The organism is Legionella beliardensis (assembly GCF_900452395.1).
Classification (GTDB): domain Bacteria; phylum Pseudomonadota; class Gammaproteobacteria; order Legionellales; family Legionellaceae; genus Legionella_C; species Legionella_C beliardensis.
The window spans coordinates 866465-890087 of sequence record NZ_UGNV01000001.1; the positions used below are offsets into that span (position 1 = coordinate 866465).

The window sequence follows — 23623 nt, forward strand, 5'->3', positions numbered from 1 at the left end:
CTAGGTAAAATGATAAATGAAGCGAATTTGAAGCACTTAAAATAAATCTTCCTGCTCCTGCTGTTGCTCTGGCACTCCTGCAACATTTGGCATACTGGCGACACCTTCCTCTGTTGGCACATCTTGTTCTTTAAAATATTCTATAATGCTATTACTTTGATCTTGCCTAGCTAATAAGCCTGTTTTTGGATCAATACGCACGGCTACAACATTTTTAGGCTGCGGCAATGCTTTCTCAGGTATTTCTTGTAGAGCAACTTTCATAAAATCAATCCACATAGGTAATGCCAGGCTTGCTGCATATTCATGCAACGATTGTGGATTATCGTAACCAACCCAAGTTGTTACTACGATATCGGGTGTAAAGCCTGCAAACCAGGCATCAACTTGCTCGTTAGTTGTTCCCGTTTTTCCAGCAATATCTTGACGATTAAGTATACTGGCAGCGTGAGCAGTTCCATGCTGAACAACACCCTTTAAAGCAGAGGACATCAGAAATGCAATATCAGCAGGGATAACCCGTGGCGCCAGTAAAGAGGGATCAATAGTGTTCTCTTGCCCATCACACTCTGGGCAAACCTTGGCGGGGCTGGCTTGTAGTAACAGTTTTCCTTCATTATCCGTAATATGATCAATTAAATAAGGCTCAACTTTATAGCCGCCGTTAGCAAAAACTGCATAGGCTGTCGTTAACTCCATAGGACTTACTGATAAAGTACCTAACGCTAATGATAAAGCCTTTGGTAACTTCTCTTTATGAAAACCAAAGCGGGAGACGTAATCAATGGTATAATTGAAGCCTAAGTCATCTAGTACCCGAATAGAAACCATGTTACGTGAGCGTACCAGTGCTTCTTTAAGACGCGTTGGGCCATTAAATGTTAAATTGTCATTGTGTGGGCGCCACAACGTTGGCTGGCTTGGATCATCTACGACAATCGGCGCATCATTGACTAAGGTTGCTAGTGTATAGCCTTTATCTAAGGCTGCGGCATAGATAAAGGGTTTAAAGCTAGAACCAGGTTGTCTATTAGATTGGGTGGCTCGATTAAACTTACTTTTATCAAAATTAAAGCCTCCAACTAAGGCTTCAAGCGCGCCGTTGTTGGGATTTAATGCGATTAAAGCCGCTTCAACTTCAGGAAGTTGACTTAAAATCCAAGTGTCTTGTTGCTGCTTGACATAAACAATATCACCTGCTTTAAGAATTTGCTTAGCACTGGTTGGCTGTTTACCAACCCAACCTTTTTTAAGAGCAGGCCTTGCCCAAGACATGCCTTCCCACCCTAACGTAAAGTGTTGATTAGTGCGTGTTAATGCTTGCGCTTCCTTGTTATCAACAGCAAGGATAATTGCTGGCTCTAAACCATTAAAAGCTGGGTATTGAAGGAGGTGTTTGCTCAATGATTCAGGTGACTTATCTTTTATGACTAAGTTACCTACAGGGCCGCGATAACCATGCCGATGATCATAATTGATTAAATGCTCTGCTACCGCTTGATTAGCAGTTAATTGTAATGGTGCTTTAACAGTTGTGTAAACGTTATAGCCTTTTGTATAAGCGGCAGGCCCAAAGTGATTATAGAGCGATTGACGAATCATTTCTGCCACATAAGGTGCTGGCACTTCAACATTTGCACCATGGTATTTAGCCGTAATAGGTTGGCTAATGGCTTCTTTATACTGCTCTTCCGTAATGTATTTTTCTTCAAATAAGCGCTCTAACACATGATCACGCCGCTTACGTGCAGCCCCAGGATTTACAATAGGATTTTGGGTAGAGGGAGCCTGCGGTAGGCCCGCAATCATAGCTAATTCAGCTAAATTAAGTTCTTTTAAAGGTTTGCCATAATATACGCTGGCTGCTGCACCTACACCGTAAGCGCGATTACCGAGATAAATTTTATTAAGATAAAGTTCAAGGATTTTTTCTTTACTTAGTTCGCGGTCAATTTTAATCGCTAGCAAAATTTCATTGAATTTACGTAAAAAGGTTTTTTTGCGGCTTAGGAAAAAATTACGTGCAACTTGCATGGTAATCGTACTGCCGCCTTGCGATTTAGTTCCAGTTTGAATCATACGCAACGTAGCGCGGCCTAGACCAAAAATATCAACCCCAGAGTGCTCAAAGAAGCGTTGATCTTCGGTTGCTAGCAGCGCATAAACTAGCATTTTAGGAATTTCATCATACATGAGTGGAATGCGTTTTTTTTCACCATATTCTTGAATCAATTTTCCATCTTGGGTATAAATTCTTAAGGGAACTTGTAAGTGGACAGTATTAAGAGATTCAACATCAGGTAATTGGCTTTCTAAATATAAATAGAGGAAGCTTACCCCAATGATAAGAAGAAAAAAAAGGCTAAGTAGCGACCATAAACTATGTCGCCAAAAATAAATCGCTTTTTTCATATTAGAAATAATGTAAATTTGCACTTAAATTTATTGAACTTGCGATTATAACGCTATTTGACCTAACTTTGCGAACGATACTAAGCATAATTATTTAAAAATAACTTAGTTTTAGCAGGTAAGCCTCATTTAAGAGGCCTAGTTTTGGTAATCTTTAAGAAATTAGTTCTAAAATTACTCGATAGTACCAGTACCTGAGCCGCCAGGATTTAAGGAAGAGGAACCTACGCTAGAATCATTATTTTGTGAACCTGTGTCGTTAGTTCGCTCAAATATACGAGTATTAGGAAAGAAACCATGAAAAGATGAACGCCCACCTAGCAGTAGATTAGGCATTAAAATAGGGGGAGTTGTTGTTCTAGTTGCCTTAAGTTGTCTATTTTCTTCTTGTAGCGTTGCAATAGTATTTGCAGATTTAAGATTTGATTCTTGCGAACTAGTCAGTTGCTGTTTTGTTTCTTGTAATTCAACTTGTTTAGTCTCAAGCTGATGTTGTAAAAGTGAGCTTTCTTTTTGCAATTTAGCAATAATTTGTTCCAATTTATTATATTGTTCTTGGGAAAAATTGAGCTGATCTTTAGTTTCCCGTAATTCAGATTGGCAAACTTGAAGTTGTTGCTGAAAGTACTCATTTTCTTGTTTTAGCTTATCAATGATTTGTTTAGATTCAAGGTATTGTGTTTGTGCGGCAAGAAGTTGTATTTTTGCTTCTTTTAAATCACTGCTTTGATTTTCAAGTTGCTGTTGTAATTGAATTAATACTTTTTGTAGGCCAGCAATTGTTTGTTTGGCATCATTGTATTGTTCCTCTAGAAAAGCTAACTGCTTTTTCATTTCGGGTAGTTGGGATGAACTGAGCTCTGTTTCAAGTTGTTGTTGTAGTTGTGCAATAAGTTCTTCTTGTTGTTTCTTAATTTCTTCCAGTTCTTTTATCCGCTCTTCAAGCAATGGCTTAAGCATAATGCTTTGATGTTCATCGATAATTGTTTCAACATAGTAAGCAACTTCTTTACTTGTTTTAGCACTAATATTATTTACTAAATAATCAGTTAGCGTTTTCCCCATAACGGAAAGTACACGTGATACTGTCCAACTTCTAGTACTAATAAAGCGTTGTGCTGTCGTCTCAATATTATTATACTTTAGTTGTACCTCGGTTGATTTAGTGATATCTAGTAACTCAAATAAAGTCATTAGAAAATTATTGAGGATCTCTTTGATTAGTAATGTTTCTTCTTCTGTTAAGGGTGTTGTTTTTGCTACCAGCGGCTTTACTGTGTTTATCACGTAGACAATATAATTTAAGACTGTGTTTCGGGTTTCATATTTAATTGCTTTTTGAATAAGGTCAGTTAGTTCCTCTACTATTTGTGGGTAAGGCTTAGCTAAAATTTCTTCAGTATTGTAAGAGTCTGACGTTTGACTTTCAGCATAACGTATAATAACTCGGCCTAATTTAGTGATAAATTCCTGTAAGCGTGACATAAAAGCTCCTTTCACGTAATTTAAAGAGTAGTTTCCATAGTTACCAACTATATTTAATCCGGGCTGCAAGTGCAAGCTTTGAACAGTTTAATGAGTTAAGAATTAATGTGCTCTTTTAAAAATCTTACATACATTCAATTAAATAGTATGTTAAAAAAACAGTAAAATTGACATTTGTTTTTGAATAAAAACCCTAATAAAGATTTATTTTTTATAGGGCTTAAGCTAGCATGCTATATATACATATGGAGATGGTAACATTGTTTAATTTTAATACTAAATGTCCTCCTGTTTTAGGAATAGATATAAGCTCAACGTCTATTAAAATTGTTGAAATATCTGGAAGAGCAGGTCATCGTATTGTTGAAGGGTATGGCTATCAGATGTTGCCGCCTAGTGCTGTTGAAGGGCATACCATTAAAGATATTGATATTGTCAGTCAAACGATAAAAAATGTGATTGAGCGTAGCCGCTTAAAGAGTAAAGTTGCTGTATTGTCTGTGCCCGATTCACTGGTAATCAGTAAAGTTGTGCAGATTAATGAAGGATTGAATGACTCGGAAATTGAAGAATTAGTCATTATGGAAGCAGATAAATTTATTCCATTTCCAATTGAAGAAATTAATATTGATTTTGAAATTATAGGTCATTCCGCCAGGAATACGGCCATGTTGAATGTACTGATTGTGGCATCACGTTCTGAAAATGTGACTACCCGTATAGAAGCAGCAACAAGAGCAGGTTTACAAGTTAAAATCATGGATGTAGAGTCTTTTGCAGTAGAAAGGGTGTGTCATATCTTATTAGAGCATTTACTTCCCCAAAGCGTAAATAAAATTATTGCGGTTATTGATATTGGCGCATTGTTTGCCAATTTATATGTGTTACGCAATAATGAAATTATCTTCACACGGGAAGAGGAATTTGGCGGCAGCCACCTTACTAATGCTATTGAGCATCATTATAATATCTCACATGAAGAGGCTTTACGAATTGAGGCTCAACAACCTTTACCAGCAGATTATCATGAGGAAATTATTATCCCCTTCATAGAAACATTAACCTTACACGTAAAACGTGCTTTACAATTTTTTTATTCTACAAGTAATTACACTACTGTTGACCAAATCATTTTAACAGGTGGGGTAACTAAATTGCCTAACTTAGTGCAAGCAATTGAACAAGAAATAAAAATACCTACTCTTGCGGCTAATCCTTTTAGCTATTTAAATTTAGGAAGAAAAATAAACGCTGAATACATTGCTAATGATGCTCCGTTTCTCATGATTTCTTGTGGATTAGCTTTAAGGAATATTGGTAAATCGCTATGACTGATATTAACCTATTACCTTGGCGAGAACGAAGGCGCGAGCAGGAAAAGAAAAAATTTCTGACCCTATTATTAGGTGCTACGTTTATCGGCATCGGTATTGTTATGCTTATAAATTATTATGTGCATGATTTAATTAATATTCAAACAGCAAGAAATCAGCGCCTACAAGATGAAATTAACACATTTAACCGACAAATTATCGAGATAAAGCAACTTAAAGAGGTTAGAGCGGGTTTAATTTCGCGCATGAAAATAATTCAAGGCCTACAAGCGAGGCGGACTTTAACGGTCTATTTATTTGATGAGTTAATTAAAGTAGTTCCAGACGGGATTTATCTAACCCAGGTTACAAGAGAAGGTGATAAAGTCACGCTACAAGGTTATTCGGAATCAAATACGAATGTTTCTATCTTAATGCGTAATATTGAACGAAGTCCCTGGATTAAAGAGCCTGTATTAACGGAAATTAAAAAAAGCAAAGAAGCAACGACAGCTGTAAATAATGAATTTATTCTAAGCTTTGTTCTTAAACCAAAAAATGCGCCATGATGAATAATTTTAACTTAAGTGAATTAACAATAGAAAACGCTGGTCAATGGCCATTAGTCGTTAAATATTTAGCAGCAGCGATACTTGCAGCTGCTATTATTGCTTTTGGCTATTTTTTGTTAATCAAGCCTAACCTCGCTACACGCGACAGCCTTTTAGCACAAGAAACAACCTTAAAAGAGGAATTTGAACGAAAACAACAATTAGCGGCTAATTTATTTGCTTATAGAAATCAGCTACAAGAAATGAATAAACGATTTGGTGCGCTATTAAAGCAGCTACCTGCAGAAAATGAAATGCCAGGCTTACTGGAGGATATTTCAAAAACGGGTATAGCCAGTGGATTAACATTTGATAGATTTGCGCCTCAGCCTGAAGTAAAGCACGATTTTTATATTGAACTACCTATTAATATCGTTGTTGTAGGTAATTACCACCAATTGGCGGTGTTTATTAGTCGTATTATCCAAATGAGCCGAATTGTTACCTTACATGATTTTGAATTAAAGCCTCAGATGGATGAAAAGCAAAAAAAGCCTATCGGTGATTTATTGGTCATGCAATTAACAGCAAAAATTTACAGATATAAGACTAAATGAATAAACTAGGATGTTTGATTTTATTATTGATTTTAATATTGACAGCTTGTTCATCTCCTCAGGACGATGATTTAGGACAATATATTGAGCAGGTTAAGGCGAAAAAAGCACGTCCAATTGAGCCTTTACCTACATTTGTGGTACCCAAAAAATTTATTTATCCTGAAAATGATAATCGTCGTAGTCCATTTAAACAGAAAGAAGTAGTCGTTGCGGTACCTGATCAATTAGCGCCGGACACGAAACGGCCAAAACAACGTTTAGAGCAATTTCCACTTGATGCTTTAAAATTTGTTGGTACATTAGAACAAGGTTCTATCACGTGGGGTTTGATTAGCCTACCTAACGGCGAGATTGTGCGCGTCAGGCCAGGCGATTACATGGGAAAAAATTTTGGTCGCATACTGCGTATTACGGATACGGTCCTTGTCCTTGAAGAAACTATTCGGGCTGCAGGGAAGTGGCAGAAAAAACAAACCATCTTTAATTTAAATGCAGGGAAATAGGAGTTGCGTTTTGCATAGAATCATTTTAGTAGTTGCATTGCTTATTTGTTTTTGCAATCCCTTATTAGCTCAAGACAATACATTAGTTGGCTTAAAAGTAACGCCCTTGCCAAACGAACGAGTGAAAATAAATTTTATCTTTGCAAAGCCAATCACAACCTTACCAACTAGCTTTATTACACAAAAGCCTGCACGCTTAGTTCTTGATTTTGCCAATGTCACCAACCAACTTGACGACACTGTGGTTTCTAAAAAAATTAATTTAGGTGCATTAAGTGATTATACTATTTTAGCAGTGGATAACCGTTTGCGTGCTGTTTTTAATTTATCAACATTAGCTATCTATTCAGGTTATGTGGCGGGTAAGGTTTATACGCTGACCTTGAGTGGTAAAACACCGCAAGTGTTTGAGCAGCGTAAGGAAGTATTTATTACAAATAGGCCGGTTAAAGCGCATTTTACGATTAATAATATTGATTTTCGTGGTACAGGTAAGCAAGCTGGTCGAGCGATTATTGATGTGTCTAGCAGCAGTGTTCCCGTTGAAGTAAGCCAAACAGGCAGGGAAGTGGTTATTAATTTTATTAGTACTCGCGTTCCTGGTCGCCTAATGAAGCGCTATGATGTTGCTGATTTTCAAAGCCCAGCCCAACTCATGACGCTGCGTCAAGTTGGCAAAAATGCCCGGCTCGTGATTAAAAGTAAAGGCGATTATGGTCATTTTGCTTATCAAGTCAATAAACAACTTTTTGTGGATATTTTTCCTCTGACTGCAGAGGAAATTAGGCAGGCTAAGTTAAGAAAGCAAGTTTATACAGGCAAATCGCTATCGTTAAACTTCCAAGACATCTCTATTCGTGCTGTATTGCAGTTATTAGCTGATTTTAGTGGTTTTAACATCATTGTTAGCAATGCTGTTGAAGGTAAAATTACGCTGCGTTTACATGATGTGCCTTGGGATCAAGCGCTAGATATTATTCTTAAAACCAATAATCTAGATAAGAGACAAACGGGTAATATTATATTCGTAGCGCCGGCTAAAGAGTTATTAGATAGAGAAAAAGCAGAACTTAAATCACAGCAAGAGGTTGTTAATTTAGTCCCATTGCGCTCGGAGTTGTTGCAGTTAAATTTTGCTAAAGCTGCAGATATAGCTACCCTTTTAAAAGATAAAAATACTTCCCTTTTATCAAAAAGAGGCTCAGTAAGCGTTGATGAGCGCACTAATATGATTTGGATTCAAGATGTTGGTGAGCAAATTGAACGTGTTCGTGAGCTGATTAAACAATTGGATATTCCAGTTAAGCAGGTGCAAATTGAGGCGCGTATTGTGAACGTAACTCGGGAAGCCATTAAAGATTTAGGCGTTCGTTTTGGTGTTTCTCGCCCCCCTCATTTAAGTGGAACATTAGAGGGCGCAAATCAGTTAGCCGCAGGCGTGCCACCAGCCGAGATAATTCCATTAGCTGATCGCTTAAATGTCGATTTGGCCGCACCTGCCGCTAATCCAGCGTCTATTGGAATTGCTTTAGCTAAACTTGGTGATGATGTTTTACTAGATTTAGAGCTATCAGCGTTAGAGAGTGAAGATAAGGCCGACATTATTGCTAGTCCACGTTTAATGACGACTAATCAACAATCAGCTATGATTGAGTCAGGTGAAGAAATTCCTTATCAAGAGGCGACTTCCAGTGGAGCTACAGCTGTAGCCTTTAAAAAAGCAGTGCTTAGCTTGAAAGTAACGCCACAAATTACCCCGGATAATAAGATTCTGATGGACTTACAGATTAATCAAGACGCACCATCAGGTCGTTTGGTTAATGGTGTACCTGCTATTTTAACTAAGCAAATACAAACGAATGTTTTAGTAAACAATGGCCAAACAGTCGTATTAGGTGGTATTTACAGACAAGATAAAAATAATACCATTAATCGAGTGCCTTTTTTAGGCGAATTACCAGGGCTTGGTATCTTATTTCGTAATAAACACTCTAGAATTAGAAATGAGGAGTTGCTCATTTTCATTACTCCAAGGATAATAACGGATAATTTATCGATTATGACAGTGAATGGACAGGGTGTTGGTTTGGACAAATTTGGCAAGCCAATAGCTGTATATAAATAAACTTCTTGAATAATTAATAAGAAATTAATAATAATTTGCAATTTTAATCGGAATGTACATCTACTTTTTTGTATACTTAGTGGTTAAATCATAATTTAATAAGAGATGCGCCTAAAGTTTTGGAGGAAAAGCAAAGTTCGGGCGGTTGTATGTCAATGTCAGCTTTAGGTATTACGTTAATCAAAAAGAATTGTTAAGGCAATTCTATCTTAGCAAAGAGGTATGTGATCAAAAATGAGCATAGTTAAAGTACGCAATATTTTCTTAATTGGGCCTATGGGAGCAGGAAAAAGCACTATTGGCCGTACTTTGGCAAAAGAGCTCAAATTAGAGTTCTTTGATTCTGACGAAGTAATTGAAGAACGTGCAGGAGCCGATATTTCCTGGATATTTGATATTGAAGGGGAAGACGGTTTTCGACGACGTGAACAGAAAGTAATCGATGAGTTAACGCAAAAGACAAATATTGTCCTCGCTACCGGTGGTGGTGTGGTAATGACACCTGAGAACCGTAATGCTTTGGCTGGTCGAGGAACAGTTATTTATTTAAAAACATCATTGCAGCAGCAATTTGAGCGCACCAAACGTGACACGAAAAGGCCTTTGCTACAAACAGACGATCTAGAAGGACGTTTAGAAATGTTGCGTGATGAGCGCGAACCCTATTATGAAGAGTTAGCTGATATTAGCTTTGAAACGGATAAACTAACTGTTAAAGCAGTTGCTAATAATATTATTAAATATATTTATGGCGAGCTCTGAGTTGCTTTATCAATTAAAGGTTAATTTACTACAACATGATTACCCTATTTTAATAGGAACTAACTTTTTAAAAGATAATGAATTATTGCCTGCTTATGTTAAATCTAAGCAAGTGATGATCATTACCAATCAAACGATTGCGCCTTTGTATTTAGAAGGTCTACAACGCTTGTTTGCCGATAAGCAATGTGATTGTGTCATTCTTGCTGATGGTGAAGAATATAAAAATCAACAAAGCCTTTTTCAGATATTTGACACACTAATCGAAAAAAAGCATCATCGCGACACGACTATCATTGCATTAGGTGGTGGGGTAATTGGTGATATTGCGGGATTTGCGGCATCTGCGTATCAGCGTGGCGTTGACTTTATTCAAGTTCCTACGACATTGCTAGCTCAGGTTGATGCATCAGTAGGTGGAAAAACTGCTATTAATCATCCACAAGGTAAAAATATGATTGGCAGTTTTTATCAACCAAATGCCGTAGTTATTGACGTTGCTGTTTTAAATACGCTACCTATACGAGAATTTCGGGCAGGCTTTGCTGAAGTCATTAAATATGCCATTTTAGAAGGCGGGGATTTTTTTTCTAATGTAAGGCATGCTTTAAAAAAAGGCTTGTCCAGAAACTCGCCTGAACTTGCTGAGATTATTTATCAGTGCTGCCAAATCAAAGCAAATTATGTGCAAAAGGATGAACGTGAATCAGGCCTTAGAGCCTTACTAAATTTAGGCCATACCATAGGGCATGCCTTAGAAGCTTATACACAGTATAAGCGCTGGCTGCATGGCGAAGCAGTAGGTATAGGTTTATATTGTGCTGCTTTATTATCTCATCAGCTAGGGGAGTTAAGCTTGCAGGCTGTGGAAGAAATAGACGAGTTATTAACATTAGCGAATTTACCTAGACGAATACCAAAAGATATTAATCTGGAGCATTTACAAATGTTGTTAGCAACAGACAAAAAAATTAAGAATAATACGTTGCGCTTTATTGTGATTAAAGGAATTGGCAATTGCTCTCTTGCAACTAACATTAATGGATTAATGATTCAACAAGTGATGGTTAGCGCAGTTGAGGGAGAATAACGATATGTTATCTAGTTCCAATGCAGCTATATCACCTACTGAATCAGTCAATACGTTACTATATAAGCCTAATAACTGGCTTGCCAAGATTAATTTTATTAATCATCTCATATTATTTAATGATTTGATGATTGTTGTCATGGCTGAACAAGGTGGCGGAAAAACAGCGTTCATCCAATTATTACAAGAGGGTTTAAGTGCCGAAATAAGTGCCTATACTGTCGATGCTAAAGTTCCTTTAGCAGAAGCGCAGACCTTAACACAAATTGAGAAGTTTTGTCATTTACCGGCTAGTTCTGAGCCGCAATTAAGTGATTTAGTCGAAAAAATCAATACGCTTAAAAAACATATCTTAATCATTATTGATAATGCACATTGCCTAAGGGAAGATTTTTTAAAAAACTTGCTGCATGAAGTGAAAAAATATAGAAATAATTTTTTCCATGTTTGCTTAGCATCCGATTTTTCGCTTAATCCCCTTTTAAATGTATTGCATGGCGATACATTTAAAGACTTAATTCACACGATTGATTTGGGTCTGTTAAGCAAGCAAGAGACTAAAGAATATTTATTGAAAAAATTACCTGTCTCTACCAAAGGGTTAAATAAACAGTTAACCGATAAAATTTTAAATGAATTTTATGATTTAACCAGTGGTTGTATTGCTCAAATTAATACACATTTGGCTTCTTTCTTTAATTTAAATAAGACAAATTACTCATTTTTAACTAAGCGTTTACCGGTTATTACAAGTTTATTTTTACTGCTTTTAGCTATGACTTATTTAGGCCAGGCAAAGATTAAATCTAATTCCCCAGCAGCAAGTTATGCTGACTTGACTAAGGGAAATGGTACTATAAAAAGTAATCTAATCAGACATAATGATATAAAATTAGATAGTAAGCTGCTTGCTATCCCTATTAATCATGAACAAGAAAGTTTGCCACTCCAGGAAGAAAGGACAAAAACTGTAACTGCAACGGCGCTTGACCAGCACCATCAAGAGTTCGTAACTGTTAATGAAAGCACAATAGCCAGTGCTATTTTCCCAGAAGAAATCGCTGAAACGGTATTAGAATCATCTTTATTGGCAATAGATGAGGTTTTTAAGCAATCTAATTTGGCAAAAACCACAGCCGAGCAGCAATTAGAAAATTTTTATACTATCCAACTATTAGCAGGAGCTGATAAAGAAGGTTTAAATCACTTTCTAAGGAAGCAGCCCATTCAAGGGACAACAATAAATCACCTAAAACGACGAGGTAAAGATTGGTTTGTTCTGACTTTGGGTGAATATAGTCAATCTAATCAAGCCAAAATTGCCTTACAACAGTTACCGCCTGAGCTTAGGAAACTAAAACCATGGGTTAGAGCGTTACCTAGAAAGTAGGAGATAAAAATGGGTACCGTGGTTAAGATCAAAGCGCGGTACGTTGGGCTAAACGCAGTGCAGCCCAACAAGATTCAGAATAACCTACCAGAGCTGCTTTGGTTTAATAACAATCTATTAAGGCTTAAATGAAGCCTGGTTGCAGGTTAATTCATCGGTTACTTCGTTACCATAATTTGCCATTAATTTTTCTAGCTCCTTTTTATTACACTCTGCTGTTAATTTTTCTAACTCCTCTTTTTTTTCTTGAAAATTATCTTTAAAGGTTAGATGTGCATTATCTAAAATAAGGGTTTGCTTAGGAAGCACGCCAGAAAATATAGTGACTTTATGTGTCGTATGATTAAAAATAATACTTTTAGTTTGTAAAGTGTCGTCCAGCGCAAGTTGATTGTAATTATCGTGATAACTGGCAGTAATTTTTATATTTTGTGAGGATAGATAAGCTGCTATAGCATCAAACAAACGTTGCTCCCCACCAATTAGGATTGCTTCATAAGTATCCACTGGTAGCGGGCTATCTTTTAAATAACCCATTATCTCTTTAAAATCATCATTAAGCAGATTTCTTGGGCCGGAAGGTAAAATATATTCTATGCTATTAAAATGTCCAAAAAAATAGGTGGTATTCGATTTCGAGTAGATAATAAAAATACAGCAACTACATACGTCTCGTGTTTCTGAGCTAACGCCATTTAAAATTTTATACGCTGGAAAACTAATCACTTCTATTTCTTGAAAATTTTTTCTTTCCGATTCGTATTTTTCGAGAGCGTTATTTCGTAAGCTTCGAATGCTGATGGTTGAGCTTAAGTCAGTTTTCTTAAACATCTTATGACTACTTTATAATATATGTGTCCTAGTTTAAGCCACAAAGCTTAAGATTATATTAAATATATTTAATTAGGAATCAGCTGTATTCTATCTCGGCGATGGTTTCTTAAAGCTTTAAGCCAGCTGAAATAGCCATAGCTAGCCATGATTGTGTAGATAAGCATTAACAAAACATGAAAGGGAATGTGCTTTTGTAAGTATAAATACGCATAAAGCGCATCAGTAATAAACCAAATTAGCCAAGTTGTTATAATTTTATGACACATAAGCCATTGGCCTGCCAAACTTAGAGCCGTTGTTAGCGCATCAAGCGCTGCTACGTTCGAGTTAGTGAACGCCGTTAAAATGAAAAAGATAATCATAAAAAGCGCTAAAATTGCTATACCTAGCGTAAACCATTGCTTCTCTTTTAAGACAAGAATAGGTTTATTAGTGCTGGTAATGGGGCGCTGCCATTGGAGCCAACCATAGCAAGTCGTGATAAAGTAAAATGATTCTAAGAGCATGTCAGAATAAATGCCCTTTTGCCAGTAAAGCCAACCATTTAAGCTTGTAGCCACCAGACTGATTAGCCAACCGCGGCTATTTAAACGAATAAAATAATAAGTAGCTAAAAATGAGGTCAATGCACCAACAATATCTAAGAACATCACTAAATCCCTACGCCGGCATGACCCGAACAGGTTCAATGGGTATAATCTCAGCCCACAGTTGGGCACCCCGCAAAATGAAATAGTTCTCTTTCGAAACTTCAAGATCATAGCAATTACTTTGTAAATAGATACTTTTAGGCACAGTATTTGATTGCTACGATATAATTTAAGCGCTTAATTTAACAAAAGAGCAATGGTATATGCAACCCGTTGCTGTGCCATTAAAAGGTATAAAATTTGCTAGAATTACTGAGCTTTAATAAAATAAATTAATGCATTTGAGCGCCATATGAAAATTTTACTATTTCTGATAGGCTTATATTAAGCAGAAGTCCTAAGGGAGATTAGAATGTATAAAAGGGTAATGTTTGCTACGGATTTTGATGAAGTAGGTATTAAGGCCGCACAAAAAGCTAAAAAAATTGCTGATGAGAATGGGGCTGATTTATTACTTGTTCATGTAGTAGAACCTATTCCAGCTTATGCTTATCCAGGGTTTGCTGGTTTTGCGGAAGTAGAGATTTCTATTCGTGAGCAAGCAGAAAAAGAATTGGCATCGCTTGCGCAGATGTTAGGTATTGATGCAGCACATTGTATGATTGAATATGGCTCTACCAAAAATGAAATTCTGCGGGTTGCCAAAGAAAAAAATATTGATCTCATTGTAACAGGTAGCCATGGAAAGCATGGGCTTTCTTTATTACTAGGCTCAACAGCAAATGCAATTTTGCATGGCGCAGAGTGCGATGTGTTAATTGTAAGGCCTGTTCTTGATAAGAAATAAGCTTAGCATCACCCACTAAGCTTTATACGTCATTGCAAGCTCCTTCGGCTTTCTTCTACGCAACAATGCCTACTTGCAAAGACGAGCAAATGGCTGCATTAAGACAAAACAAATGTCGCCTGGGTGCAGGTCCGCAGGACCTAAACCCGGGTTTCACTTCGTTTCACCCAGGCTAAAAGGTCGTTTTAATCACTTATTCTATCCACGCAACAAGGCCAAAACTTAGTGAGCGATGCTATATTATCCCGCATAAGCGGGAGTTTAAAATCTTAATATAAAGTTAAAACTAATCCATTAATAATGCATCAACCTTGGCGGCGCAGATAAAATCATTCATGGTGAGGCCTTTTAAGGCATGGGTCATAAAACTAACATGGCAATAATTATACCCAACTTCTAAATCAGGGTGATGGTTTTCTAAATTAGCAATCCAAGCTAGCGCATTAACAAAGGCCATCGTTTCATAAAAATTATGAAATTTAAACGAGCGTTTAATGACCTTGCTATCAGCCGAAACTTGCCAATTATTGTTAAGTTGGGGCATTAAATGCTTAACTTGTTGGTCATTTAAGGCCTCCCCAATGCCTTCACAAGATTGACAATGTTTTTGACGTAATTCGCTACTCATAAAAATATCCTCATGTTGCAAGACAAGCTGCTAGATTATTAAGAAATCGAGTATTATGTTCCGGCATACCAATACTAACGCGTAGGTGATTAGGAAGGGCATAAGCATTAAGTGGGCGCACTATAATACCTTTTTCGAGCAATTGCTGGTAGAGTGTTAAACCATCTTTACCGCAATCAAAGGTAATAAAATTACACGCAGAAGGTAATGAGCTAAGGTTTAGGGCATTTAAACCCTGCTGCATTTGTTTTAATCCCGCTGCATTTAAGTCAATTGTGTCTGCAAGAAATTGTTCATCTTCTAGCGCTGCATAACCACCTGCTAAAGCGGCTTGGTTGACTGAAAAAGGCAGTTGTACCTTATGTAATAAATTAATAATATCTGGATGGGCGATGGCATACCCTAATCTTAAGCCTGCAAGACCATACGCTTTGGAGAAGGTTCGGGTGACCACTAAATTAGAAAACTGCTCAAGTAAGCTCAGTGAGGTTCGCTCGTGCGGCTCATAAGCGTATTCATAATAAGCCTCATCAATGACTACTAAGGTTGAATCCGGTACATTTTTTAGTAAGTAATGAATTTTCTCTAGTGGAATAAGCAGGCCAGTAGGATTATTTGGATTAGCTAAAAAGATGATGGCGGTATTTTCATTAGCCATTTTTACCATAGCCTCTATGTCAACTTCCCAATTAGGCAATAAAGGACTTGAACGTACAGGTATACTTAAGATTTGTGCCTGAATACTATAAGTAATAAAAGCCTGATCGTGCGTTAACATATGCTTATTGGTGTGTAGGCCAAAAATAGTAAGTAGTAAGGAAAATAATAGGTCTGAGCCATTACTTAATGCTAAATTGCTTTCAGAAACACCTAATTTTGCACTTAATTTTTTCTTAATAGGGTGATTTGCGGCGTCAGGATAGGTAGCGATTTTTAAGTGATTTAATTTATTAATAGCAGCATTTACTTTAAAACTACAGCCTAATGGGTTCTCATTACTGGCAAGTTTAATAATGTCTGTTATTCCCTGTTCGTGACTGAGTTCCTCGACTGACTTTCCCGGCACATAAGGGTTGAGATTTCTAATACCGATATGGGGCAGCTGTTGATAATCACAAGGCAACGTTCTCTCCTTAATAGTGCGGTTATCCCAAAAATCTTAGTAAGTTAGTCATATTACTTAAGAAATACCACAAAGTGAATGCTCTGTTTAAAATTAAACATTGCCTCTACCGGATGAAAAGATTATCCTAAGCCGGCAATTCAAACCTCAAAAATGGATTATTTTATGCAGCGCGGATTTTCTTTAATCGAAGTGCTTATTTCTTTATTTATAATGAGCACCACTGTTTTATCTCTCTTAAATCAACAACTACACAGCTACTTAGTAAGCCACCAATTAGTTATTCATGGGGATTCGTTAAATAAAGTAATTAACTTAAAAGAGCAGTGTATGGCAGAGGCGCTGTTGCACTGACGTCTTAAATGGCACTTATGCAACGAGGCGTGAGCTTAATTGAACTACTCATTAGCCTTACTTTATCGTGTTTATTGCTAGGGATGTTGATGCAATTTTATTTAAACAGTAAGCAGCATTATTTGAGCACGCAAAAAAAATTTGCACAAAATAGTGATGTGCAGTTAGTCAGTCAACTACTACGTGACAGCATTAGGAGTGCAGGCTTTACCCCTTGCCTTAGTATTAATTACTTAACTATGCAAGATAGGCGTAATGAACAATCAGCGCTTATAGCTATCGAGACAAAAGGTAGTGGCAGTAATCACTTAATTGTGAGGCGCATGAGCGATGACTTTTTTTTAATCACTAAACAACTTGATGCAAAGCATTTATTAATTGCCAATAAAACATTAACACCTGGCGAAGTTGTGGCAATTACTGACTGCTTTCATGGTGAAATTCAGGAAATAGAAGCAGTTAAGGTTATTTCGTCCGGTTTATTAATCACTTTAAAAAAACCACTTCTTTTTGACTATGCCTCGCCTGGTTACATAGGCGCATGGCTAGAGGAGCAATTTTTTATGCAAGCTCGGAAGCAGAGTATTAACAAGCTTTTTTACAAGGTAAGTCATGCAGAGCAATTGACAACGGCTATTAGCTCTTTTGCTGTAAAAATATTAAAAAATAAAGATTATCAAGAAGTTGTTATTAAGTTAGGTCTAGAAGACCGGGTGATTAGCTTAAATACCAGAGTGCGTATGCCTTGAAGCAGCAGGGAATCATATTATTAACGACCGTCATTTTCTTAAGTATTATTATGTTGCTAGTAGTGGCGCAAGCTCAACTCGTTGCTTTACATACCAAAGCACTTAATTACCACACAAAGCGTGCTTATGTCTTGCAATCTTTAGAAAAACTAGCCTATCGCTTGATGAGTGAGCAACTGACAAAGCAGCAAACGTGTTGCTTAGCTAAGGAACTTAATCCAAACGAAGTAATTAATCTATTAAAAAAACAGCAAGAAGGCTGCTTTATAAGCGATGATAAATTAACTTATATTTATCTAAAAGAATATTTAGGCCAATTTAATTGCTTGCACTCTACAGTAAATGGGCACATCTATAGTACCAAGCATTGGCGACTGACTATTGCAGCACTTACCTCTCCACACCCCTTTGTCCTACAACTACGTTTTGCGACTCTAGCCCCCTTCAGTCCTGAAATCTGTAAATCGACCTTAATGATTTCCCCGGGTATTTTAAGCTGGCGTTATTTAACCTAATTGCTGTATAATGGACGAATTTTTATTAAAATGCACTTATTATGTTCAAATTAATTAGAAATAGTTTCCTTTATTTAATCGTTTTTTCGTTTTACATGGTGCAGGCCACTGCCAATTCAGATGTCGTATCGTTGTTTCCTATAGAACATTATGATCAAAAAATAACTTCTTGGATTAAACCGACTGACCCTAATTATAATAAACCGCTGTTAAGCAAAGAAATCCAAGAGCAGCGTTTAAAGGAATTCTTTGAGCATTATTTTGGTACGATGTCGCCCTGGAGTGCAAGCTTTGTTAATCGTCTATTAGAGCAATCTGCGCCTTATAACCTCAAAGCGCTAGAAGAAAGTTTATTAAATGAATTTAATAATGAAGGTAAAAGTGATCATGCTATTGGTTATGGTGAGAACTTTAGGCCTTATTCTAAACAATGGATAAGAAAAATTGCGCAAAATATTGATTTAAATCAATTGGATAATTTAACTTATCAAAGTACTAACAGAGCTATTGCCATAGATAATTTATATGCACGAGCCCTACCAACTCATGATGTTTATTTTTATCATTATAAAATCCCGGGGCAGGGCTATCCTTTTGATAACTTACAAGAGTCAGCACTTTGGGCAGGAACACCTGTGTATATTTTGGCCCAGACTAACGATAAGGCTTGGTCTTTAGTATTGACACCTGACTACATCGCTTGGGTTGATAGTAAAGGTATTGCGCGTACTAATAATAATTTTGTGCAACAGTGGAAAAAGGCAGCGCAAGCGAATATGGCTGCCATTATTCGCCCGCAAACCAGTCTATTAAATCAGCAAGGGCAGTTATTATTAACAGCTTATGTTGGTGCGGTTTTTCCTGCGAGCAGGCAACAGAATACCATTCATTTATTAGTTCCTACTGCTAATAGCCAACACCAGGCATTAATAAATAACGTAGATGTCTCAACGCAGCAAGCCGTATTAATGCCTTTTGCTGCAACGCCCCACCATTTTGCACGTGTTATGCGCCATTTAATTGGCCGTCCTTATGGCTGGGGTGGCGCTTATTTTTATAATGATTGCTCTGCCGAATTAAAAAGCTTATTTACCCCATTTGGCATTTGGCTGCCCAGGCATTCTTCCCAACAAGTGCACGTAGGCCAACAAGTCGACATATCATCAGCAAGCGCAAAACAGCGCGTTGATTTTTTATTAGAACACGGCAAGCCGTTTGTAACTATAATCTATATTGGCGGCCATGTTGTGTTGTACCTTGGAAAATTTTTAAATCCCAACAACCCATCTGCACCAATGGCTATGACTTATCAAAACCTATGGGGTTTAACGCCACGCGCAAGCGACAAACGTGAGGTCGTCGGCGGTTCGGTGTTCTTTCCAATGCTATTGGAGTACCCTGAAGACTCAAGCCTAATCTCGCAAGCTGATAAGTCTTATTTTCAAATTGCTTATTTAGATGAAACGCCTAATTTATTGCATGAATTCAATAGTATTGATATAAAATCATTAATGTCCCCAGTAAATAACTAAAATCATGAGCGGGATTATTTTAAGGCTTATATACTTTTAAATTATGAGTAAATTCATGAGGAATTACGAGTTTTATGGGCCTATAATTAACGTGAGCTTGATATAAATGCTATACGAGCCTTTATATCGCAAAGCGAACATTATCTCGTAAATTAAGAGCATTTGTACGGGATCCAGATTAAACAGGTCAGTTCGCTTGTAAGGGTTAAAAGTCGAACTTACCTTAGTCAGGGATAAACTATGAATCGTGAACAATTGGCTGAATTTCAATATTGGCCGCATTTGATCACGCTGGTTATTGTTGCCTTATCTTTTTTAGGCTACCGTTATTTTGCTTATTACGACACGCGATCAGACGATTCTTACGTATCCGCCAATGTGATTAATATGGCCTCATTAGTCTCAGGTCCTGTTAGTACGCTCTATGTCCAAGAAAACCAAAACGTAAAAAAAGGCGATAAGCTGATTGAAATTGATCCTAGGCCCTATTTATATGCCTTAAATAAGGCAAAAGCTGATCTAAATTTAGCAAAGATTCGTTATGCAAATGAGAAATTAGCTATCCAAGTCGCTGAAGAAAAATTAAAACAAAACCAAGCTTTTTTAAGTTTAAGTCAAGATCACTTAAACCGCTATCGTAAGTTAGTCAAGCAAGGTGATTTGGCAGAAATACAATTAATTGATGTGATAGCCAGGATACGCGAGCAGGAAGCCGATGTATTAGCTGCAACGCATAATCTTAAAATAGCTCGGCAAAATTTTGATGACAATGAAATCAAAAAGGCACAAGCCGTTTATGATAAGGCCCTTTATTTATATGAACACACGACGGTTGTGGCGCCAACCGATGGGCTAATTACCAATTTTAATCTGCGTGTTGGTCAATACATTAAAACCGGCGAATGGTTATTTGCGCTTATTGATACCAAACAATGGTGGGTAGAAACACGCTATCGGGAAACAGCAATTCGTCTAATTAAACCAGGCGATAAGGCAAAAATCTGGTTGGATATGTATCCAGGAAAAACATTTTATGGCCATGTTAAAAGCATTGGCTGGGGTATTAATCGGGTACAGTCTAAGGGCGCGCCTTCGTCGTTAGTTTATATGGAGGCTACCGAAGATTGGATTCGGATTGCGCAGCGCTTTCCAGTGCGTATTTATATTGATAATGTTAGTCCTGATTATCCATTGCGTATTGGTGCTAGTGCAACCACGGTAACCTATCGTGATTAACATGCCTATCATGCCTGTTCTAAAAAGTTTCTTACCTAAAACCTTAGAAAATCGTGCGGCGTTACGTACAGCAGTTGGGGTTGTATTGGCCATTGTCATTTCTTTTGCTCTGCATATTGAGAAACCCTACTGGGCTGGCATGACAGTTGCGCTTATTGCGAATATTTATACAGGAAATATCATTGATAAAGCGATTATGCGTTTGCTTGGTACCTTTATTGGTGTCTGGTTTGGTTTTTATCTTACTCATTTTGTCGTTAATAGTTTGTTACTTTATATCGTCGTTAATTTTTTTATTATTGCAGCGGCAGTCTATTATTATAATTTTAATAAGTATGCCTATGCTTATTTGTTAGGAGGGATCGGGGCTTTCTTTGTGGTTGGACAATTAGCAATGAATCCGCAGGAAGCATTCCTGGTGGCAGTATGGCGTCCCGTTGAAATTGGCATAGGTGTGGTTGTTTCTGCCATGGTGGCCTTATTTATTTTTCCTAATGATATTGGCAAAAATATTGGCAAAGAGATAACAGATTTATTTAGTTCTATGGATGTATTACTAAAAAAATTAAATATTGCCTTTTCTAATCCTAAGCCCGATTTAAATTTAATTTTAAAACAAGACAATATAAAGATTAGAAAAAAAATACGCAAAGCATCAGAGCTAATAAGCTCTACCCACAGAGAAGTCAGTGTTGATAAGGCGAAAATAGACAAGTTTCGTCTTCTTGTTGCCGCATTTATTAATTTAAGTCAATCAATCAGTTATTTTAGATCAATAATTGAACTGGATGAAAAAACAAAAAACCCTATATTCGTTGATTTAGCTGATGAATTATTTGCAAACGCTCGGCAAGATCTTTCTACCATACTAGAAGCTTTCTTAAGAGAAGAAACCAAAATAACCTTAAGTTTGCCAAATTTAATGGCTGATTTAACTAAATTGCCACCTTTAACGACCAAGGACGAGCTAGCGCTTATCCATTTTTTTCGCCAGCTTAATACAGTTTTACTTGATTTACAAAAAGCTCTGTTAGGTGAAAAAAAGCTAAATAAGTCTGAAAAAATAATTAACGCCGAGCAGCAATTACGTAATGATCCAGATGTACTGATTCATAGTGTAAAAGTTGGTTTAACTGCGCTACTGGCTTTAGCTTTTTGGATAATTAGTGATTGGCCGGGTGGCTTAACTGGGATTATTAGTAGCATTATTATTTCGGTGAAAAAGAATTTATTTGAGATGAAAAATGCTAGCATTTTGCGTTTTTTAGGCGCTTTAATTGGGGGAGGGCTGACGCTTCTTATTATAGCTTGGTTAAATTTAAATTTTTACCTTCTTATCCTTATACTCTTTTTTGCTGCGTGGGGATTTAGCTATGTTGCTTTTAAGTCAACGGCTTATTCTTATCTAGGTTTGCAGGCGAATGTCGCGGTCATTATAACATTGGCGCAAGCAGGCGGCCCGCCAATTGATATCGCAGCTCCCATGGAACGTTTAGCGGGTGTGATCATTGGTATTGTTGCGAGTTTTATTATTGGTAATTTAGTTTGGCGTACGGATTTGTTAGTTATGCTACAAAGGCAGCTTACTAAATTAAAATATTATCTCTTTCGTAATAGTGTCACCTTATTAACTGCGCGCAGTCGTGGTGTTTTATATGATTTAGATAGTTCATTTTGGTTAGGTCGTGGTCTTTTAGATACCTTAGATCATGAATCCCTAAGCATGGCTAAACAGGCAAAACTTACTGAAGCGAGTGATAGATATAAGTCATTAATCTTATTATATTTTTCATTAAAAAATATTCTCATTGCTATTGATCAAGATGAGGCAGAGCAAACAGCTTTGCAATTTGCAATTAACTTAAAAGCCATGGAGCAGCAGGTAGCGGCCTTATTTGCAAGCGCAACACCCTCTAATCTCGATGAGACACATTTAGAGTTAGAAACATTACTCAAGGCAGTCTTAAGTGCAGGCGAGTATTTTTCTACTGCCCAGGAAAATTTAGCAGCTTATCTATATGCTTTAATTCGACTCGTTGAGCTCAGAAAAGATTTAATCTCATAATCCGTGTTAGTTTAAGCCAATTAAAGCTATGTCTATAGCTTTAATTCCATTCTGCTAGGCCTTGAGCTCTTTGTAACCAATTTGAGCTAGGATACGGAAAAGCAGCATCAATAACATGTAATGTATAGGCATGCCTAGATTGATTTGATAAATTGGCATTACTTCTATGGGGTAGCCGGCCATGCAATAAAATGACACTGCCTTGTTTTACTTCTAACGGTGTACAATCTTCTTCTTGCCAGATTAAGCGATGATAATTTTCAAAATAAATCGTGTTATCCTTACGAATCATGCGCATACTAAGTGGTGTGGTACATGGGCTTGGAATAACTTGTAAGCAGCCATTATTAATGGTCGCATCTTCAAGTGCAAACCAAAACCCTAAAATTTCACTATTTTCAGCGTGTAAAAAACTACTGTCCTGATGTAAATTAACTTCAGCGCCAATATTGGGCTGTTTAAAAATATACATGGATTGCAGCAGGCTAGGTTTTTGAAAACCTAATTGATGGCAAATATTTTTTAACCGCAAATCGTAAGAATATTTGCGGAAAACAGGATCAAGTTCATGCAGCGCATGGCCTATTTTATTTAATGATTTTTCTAAAGGCTGTTTCATGTTGCCTGCCTCATCAAATGAATCAGGCTCAAAAAAGAAATGGATTTTATCACCTGAGTCTAAAAAATACTCCGTACGAACATGTTCATTGGTTTGCGTTGAAAAAATAGTGAAGGGGATTTCATGTTGCTGATTGACTAAGAGCCAGTGAATACGTTCTATAAGCTCTTCGCAGGTTGTAGGAGGAAAAAAGTTATCAATAACTAGGTAACCATTATCTTGAAAATATTCAATTTGAGGAGCTGTTAAATCCATTGTAAGGCCTCATGAATGACAAAGT

Annotated in this window: 22 protein-coding genes and 1 riboswitch; of the genes, 15 read left to right on the top strand and 7 right to left on the bottom strand. The window is 37.0% G+C overall.

Annotation, left to right across the window (positions count from 1 at the left end; translation table 11 throughout):
* Positions 1-36: 36 nt before the first annotated feature.
* Together DYE47_RS03895 and DYE47_RS03900 are read right to left on the bottom strand one after the other, a co-directional pair.
* Positions 37-2412: a penicillin-binding protein 1A gene (locus DYE47_RS03895; RefSeq protein WP_115304007.1), complete on the bottom strand. Its 2376-nt coding sequence runs from the start codon at positions 2410-2412 to the stop codon at positions 37-39.
* A gap of 174 nt (positions 2413-2586) precedes the next feature.
* The gene (locus DYE47_RS03900) at positions 2587-3897 is read right to left on the bottom strand and encodes a hypothetical protein (RefSeq protein ID WP_115302010.1); all 1311 of its coding nucleotides are present in this window, start codon (positions 3895-3897) and stop codon (positions 2587-2589) included.
* A 260-nt stretch (positions 3898-4157) separates the two neighbouring features.
* Here DYE47_RS03900 and pilM point away from each other — a divergent pair, with 260 nt between their 5' ends.
* From pilM to DYE47_RS03940, 8 genes are all read left to right on the top strand, one after another.
* On the top strand, positions 4158-5228 hold the full coding sequence (gene pilM, locus DYE47_RS03905) for a type IV pilus assembly protein PilM (protein ID WP_244924154.1): 1071 nt from the start codon (positions 4158-4160) through the stop codon (positions 5226-5228).
* Entirely contained in the window at positions 5225-5779 is a 555-nt protein-coding gene (locus DYE47_RS03910; RefSeq protein ID WP_115302011.1) for a PilN domain-containing protein, read from the top strand. Before pilM ends, DYE47_RS03910 begins: the two co-directional genes overlap by 4 nt.
* Positions 5779-6378, top strand: coding sequence for a type IV pilus inner membrane component PilO (locus DYE47_RS03915; RefSeq protein ID WP_115302012.1), 600 nt, complete (start codon positions 5779-5781; stop codon positions 6376-6378). The genes DYE47_RS03910 and DYE47_RS03915 overlap by 1 nt, the downstream gene beginning before the upstream one ends.
* Positions 6375-6884: a pilus assembly protein PilP gene (locus DYE47_RS03920; protein ID WP_115302013.1), complete on the top strand. Its 510-nt coding sequence runs from the start codon at positions 6375-6377 to the stop codon at positions 6882-6884. Before DYE47_RS03915 ends, DYE47_RS03920 begins: the two co-directional genes overlap by 4 nt.
* Positions 6885-6894: 10 nt before the next feature.
* The gene (locus tag DYE47_RS03925) at positions 6895-9009 is read left to right on the top strand and encodes a type IV pilus secretin PilQ (protein WP_242604185.1); all 2115 of its coding nucleotides are present in this window, start codon (positions 6895-6897) and stop codon (positions 9007-9009) included.
* A 234-nt stretch (positions 9010-9243) separates the two neighbouring features.
* Complete coding sequence (aroK, locus tag DYE47_RS03930) at positions 9244-9771, top strand: shikimate kinase AroK (RefSeq protein WP_115302015.1); 528 nt, start codon at positions 9244-9246, stop codon at positions 9769-9771.
* On the top strand, positions 9758-10861 hold the full coding sequence (gene aroB, locus DYE47_RS03935; protein ID WP_115302016.1) for a 3-dehydroquinate synthase: 1104 nt from the start codon (positions 9758-9760) through the stop codon (positions 10859-10861). Before aroK ends, aroB begins: the two co-directional genes overlap by 14 nt.
* A 4-nt stretch (positions 10862-10865) precedes the next feature.
* Positions 10866-12251 (top strand): ATP-binding protein, encoded by a 1386-nt coding sequence (locus DYE47_RS03940; protein WP_115302017.1) that lies wholly within the window; start codon positions 10866-10868, stop codon positions 12249-12251.
* 117 nt (positions 12252-12368) lie between these two features.
* Here the strand turns inward: DYE47_RS03940 and DYE47_RS03945 are convergent, their stop codons facing one another.
* Positions 12369-13082, bottom strand: coding sequence for a hypothetical protein (locus DYE47_RS03945; RefSeq protein ID WP_115302018.1), 714 nt, complete (start codon positions 13080-13082; stop codon positions 12369-12371).
* Between the two features lie 68 nt (positions 13083-13150).
* A complete protein-coding gene (pnuC, locus tag DYE47_RS03950) occupies positions 13151-13735 on the bottom strand; it encodes a nicotinamide riboside transporter PnuC (protein ID WP_115302019.1) in 585 nt (194 codons plus the stop codon).
* Positions 13726-13818, bottom strand: a riboswitch (TPP riboswitch). (Overlaps the previous gene by 10 nt.)
* Positions 13819-14087: 269 nt before the next feature.
* Here pnuC and DYE47_RS03955 point away from each other — a divergent pair.
* The gene (locus DYE47_RS03955; protein WP_115302020.1) at positions 14088-14522 is read left to right on the top strand and encodes a universal stress protein; all 435 of its coding nucleotides are present in this window, start codon (positions 14088-14090) and stop codon (positions 14520-14522) included.
* Between the two features lie 286 nt (positions 14523-14808).
* Here the strand turns inward: DYE47_RS03955 and DYE47_RS03960 are convergent, their stop codons facing one another.
* Both DYE47_RS03960 and hisC read right to left on the bottom strand, forming a co-directional pair.
* Entirely contained in the window at positions 14809-15150 is a 342-nt protein-coding gene (locus tag DYE47_RS03960) for a 4a-hydroxytetrahydrobiopterin dehydratase (RefSeq protein WP_115302021.1), read from the bottom strand.
* Positions 15151-15160: 10 nt separating this feature from the next.
* Positions 15161-16273 (bottom strand): histidinol-phosphate transaminase, encoded by a 1113-nt coding sequence (gene hisC, locus DYE47_RS03965; RefSeq protein ID WP_115302022.1) that lies wholly within the window; start codon positions 16271-16273, stop codon positions 15161-15163.
* Positions 16274-16438: 165 nt separating this feature from the next.
* On the opposite strand from hisC, the gene DYE47_RS03970 reads away from it, so the two are divergent.
* The 6 genes from DYE47_RS03970 to DYE47_RS03995 all read left to right on the top strand — a co-directional run bounded on the left by DYE47_RS03970 (position 16439) and on the right by DYE47_RS03995 (position 22724).
* Complete coding sequence (locus DYE47_RS03970) at positions 16439-16627, top strand: type IV pilus modification PilV family protein (RefSeq protein WP_160149838.1); 189 nt, start codon at positions 16439-16441, stop codon at positions 16625-16627.
* Positions 16628-16644: 17 nt separating this feature from the next.
* The gene (locus DYE47_RS03975) at positions 16645-17376 is read left to right on the top strand and encodes a PilW family protein (protein ID WP_218019040.1); all 732 of its coding nucleotides are present in this window, start codon (positions 16645-16647) and stop codon (positions 17374-17376) included.
* 50 nt (positions 17377-17426) lie between these two features.
* Entirely contained in the window at positions 17427-17891 is a 465-nt protein-coding gene (locus DYE47_RS03980; RefSeq protein WP_115302025.1) for a hypothetical protein, read from the top strand.
* Between the two features lie 41 nt (positions 17892-17932).
* Positions 17933-19423, top strand: coding sequence for a C40 family peptidase (locus tag DYE47_RS03985; protein ID WP_115302026.1), 1491 nt, complete (start codon positions 17933-17935; stop codon positions 19421-19423).
* Between the two features lie 240 nt (positions 19424-19663).
* Positions 19664-20659, top strand: a complete 996-nt coding sequence (locus tag DYE47_RS03990) for an HlyD family secretion protein (protein WP_115302027.1) — start codon at positions 19664-19666, stop codon at positions 20657-20659.
* 1 nt (position 20660) lies between these two features.
* Positions 20661-22724 carry an FUSC family protein gene (locus DYE47_RS03995; RefSeq protein ID WP_115302028.1) on the top strand — a complete coding sequence of 688 codons (2064 nt, stop codon included), beginning with the start codon at positions 20661-20663 and terminating at the stop codon, positions 22722-22724.
* A gap of 40 nt (positions 22725-22764) precedes the next feature.
* Here the strand turns inward: DYE47_RS03995 and DYE47_RS04000 are convergent, their stop codons facing one another.
* Positions 22765-23598 (bottom strand): phytanoyl-CoA dioxygenase family protein, encoded by an 834-nt coding sequence (locus DYE47_RS04000; RefSeq protein ID WP_115302029.1) that lies wholly within the window; start codon positions 23596-23598, stop codon positions 22765-22767.
* Positions 23599-23623 lie beyond the last annotated feature (25 nt).

Bases quoted from the DNA above. Each gene is read 5' to 3' on its own strand.
- DYE47_RS04000 (WP_115302029.1), bottom strand. From the start codon at position 23,598: ATGGATTTAACAGCTCCTCAAATTGAATATTTTCAAGATAATGGTTAC.
- DYE47_RS03895 (WP_115304007.1), bottom strand. From the start codon at position 2,412: ATGAAAAAAGCGATTTATTTTTGGCGACATAGTTTATGGTCGCTACTT.
- DYE47_RS03900 (WP_115302010.1), bottom strand. From the start codon at position 3,897: ATGTCACGCTTACAGGAATTTATCACTAAATTAGGCCGAGTTATTATA.
- pnuC (WP_115302019.1), bottom strand. From the start codon at position 13,735: ATGTTCTTAGATATTGTTGGTGCATTGACCTCATTTTTAGCTACTTAT.
- DYE47_RS03985 (WP_115302026.1), top strand. From the start codon at position 17,933: ATGTTCAAATTAATTAGAAATAGTTTCCTTTATTTAATCGTTTTTTCG.
- DYE47_RS03910 (WP_115302011.1), top strand. From the start codon at position 5,225: ATGACTGATATTAACCTATTACCTTGGCGAGAACGAAGGCGCGAGCAG.
- DYE47_RS03990 (WP_115302027.1), top strand. From the start codon at position 19,664: ATGAATCGTGAACAATTGGCTGAATTTCAATATTGGCCGCATTTGATC.
- DYE47_RS03975 (WP_218019040.1), top strand. From the start codon at position 16,645: ATGCAACGAGGCGTGAGCTTAATTGAACTACTCATTAGCCTTACTTTA.
- DYE47_RS03980 (WP_115302025.1), top strand. From the start codon at position 17,427: ATGTTGCTAGTAGTGGCGCAAGCTCAACTCGTTGCTTTACATACCAAA.
- aroK (WP_115302015.1), top strand. From the start codon at position 9,244: ATGAGCATAGTTAAAGTACGCAATATTTTCTTAATTGGGCCTATGGGA.
- DYE47_RS03970 (WP_160149838.1), top strand. From the start codon at position 16,439: ATGCAGCGCGGATTTTCTTTAATCGAAGTGCTTATTTCTTTATTTATA.
- DYE47_RS03940 (WP_115302017.1), top strand. From the start codon at position 10,866: ATGTTATCTAGTTCCAATGCAGCTATATCACCTACTGAATCAGTCAAT.
- DYE47_RS03920 (WP_115302013.1), top strand. From the start codon at position 6,375: ATGAATAAACTAGGATGTTTGATTTTATTATTGATTTTAATATTGACA.
- aroB (WP_115302016.1), top strand. From the start codon at position 9,758: ATGGCGAGCTCTGAGTTGCTTTATCAATTAAAGGTTAATTTACTACAA.
- DYE47_RS03995 (WP_115302028.1), top strand. From the start codon at position 20,661: ATGCCTATCATGCCTGTTCTAAAAAGTTTCTTACCTAAAACCTTAGAA.
- DYE47_RS03960 (WP_115302021.1), bottom strand. From the start codon at position 15,150: ATGAGTAGCGAATTACGTCAAAAACATTGTCAATCTTGTGAAGGCATT.
- DYE47_RS03915 (WP_115302012.1), top strand. From the start codon at position 5,779: ATGAATAATTTTAACTTAAGTGAATTAACAATAGAAAACGCTGGTCAA.
- DYE47_RS03945 (WP_115302018.1), bottom strand. From the start codon at position 13,082: ATGTTTAAGAAAACTGACTTAAGCTCAACCATCAGCATTCGAAGCTTA.
- DYE47_RS03955 (WP_115302020.1), top strand. From the start codon at position 14,088: ATGTATAAAAGGGTAATGTTTGCTACGGATTTTGATGAAGTAGGTATT.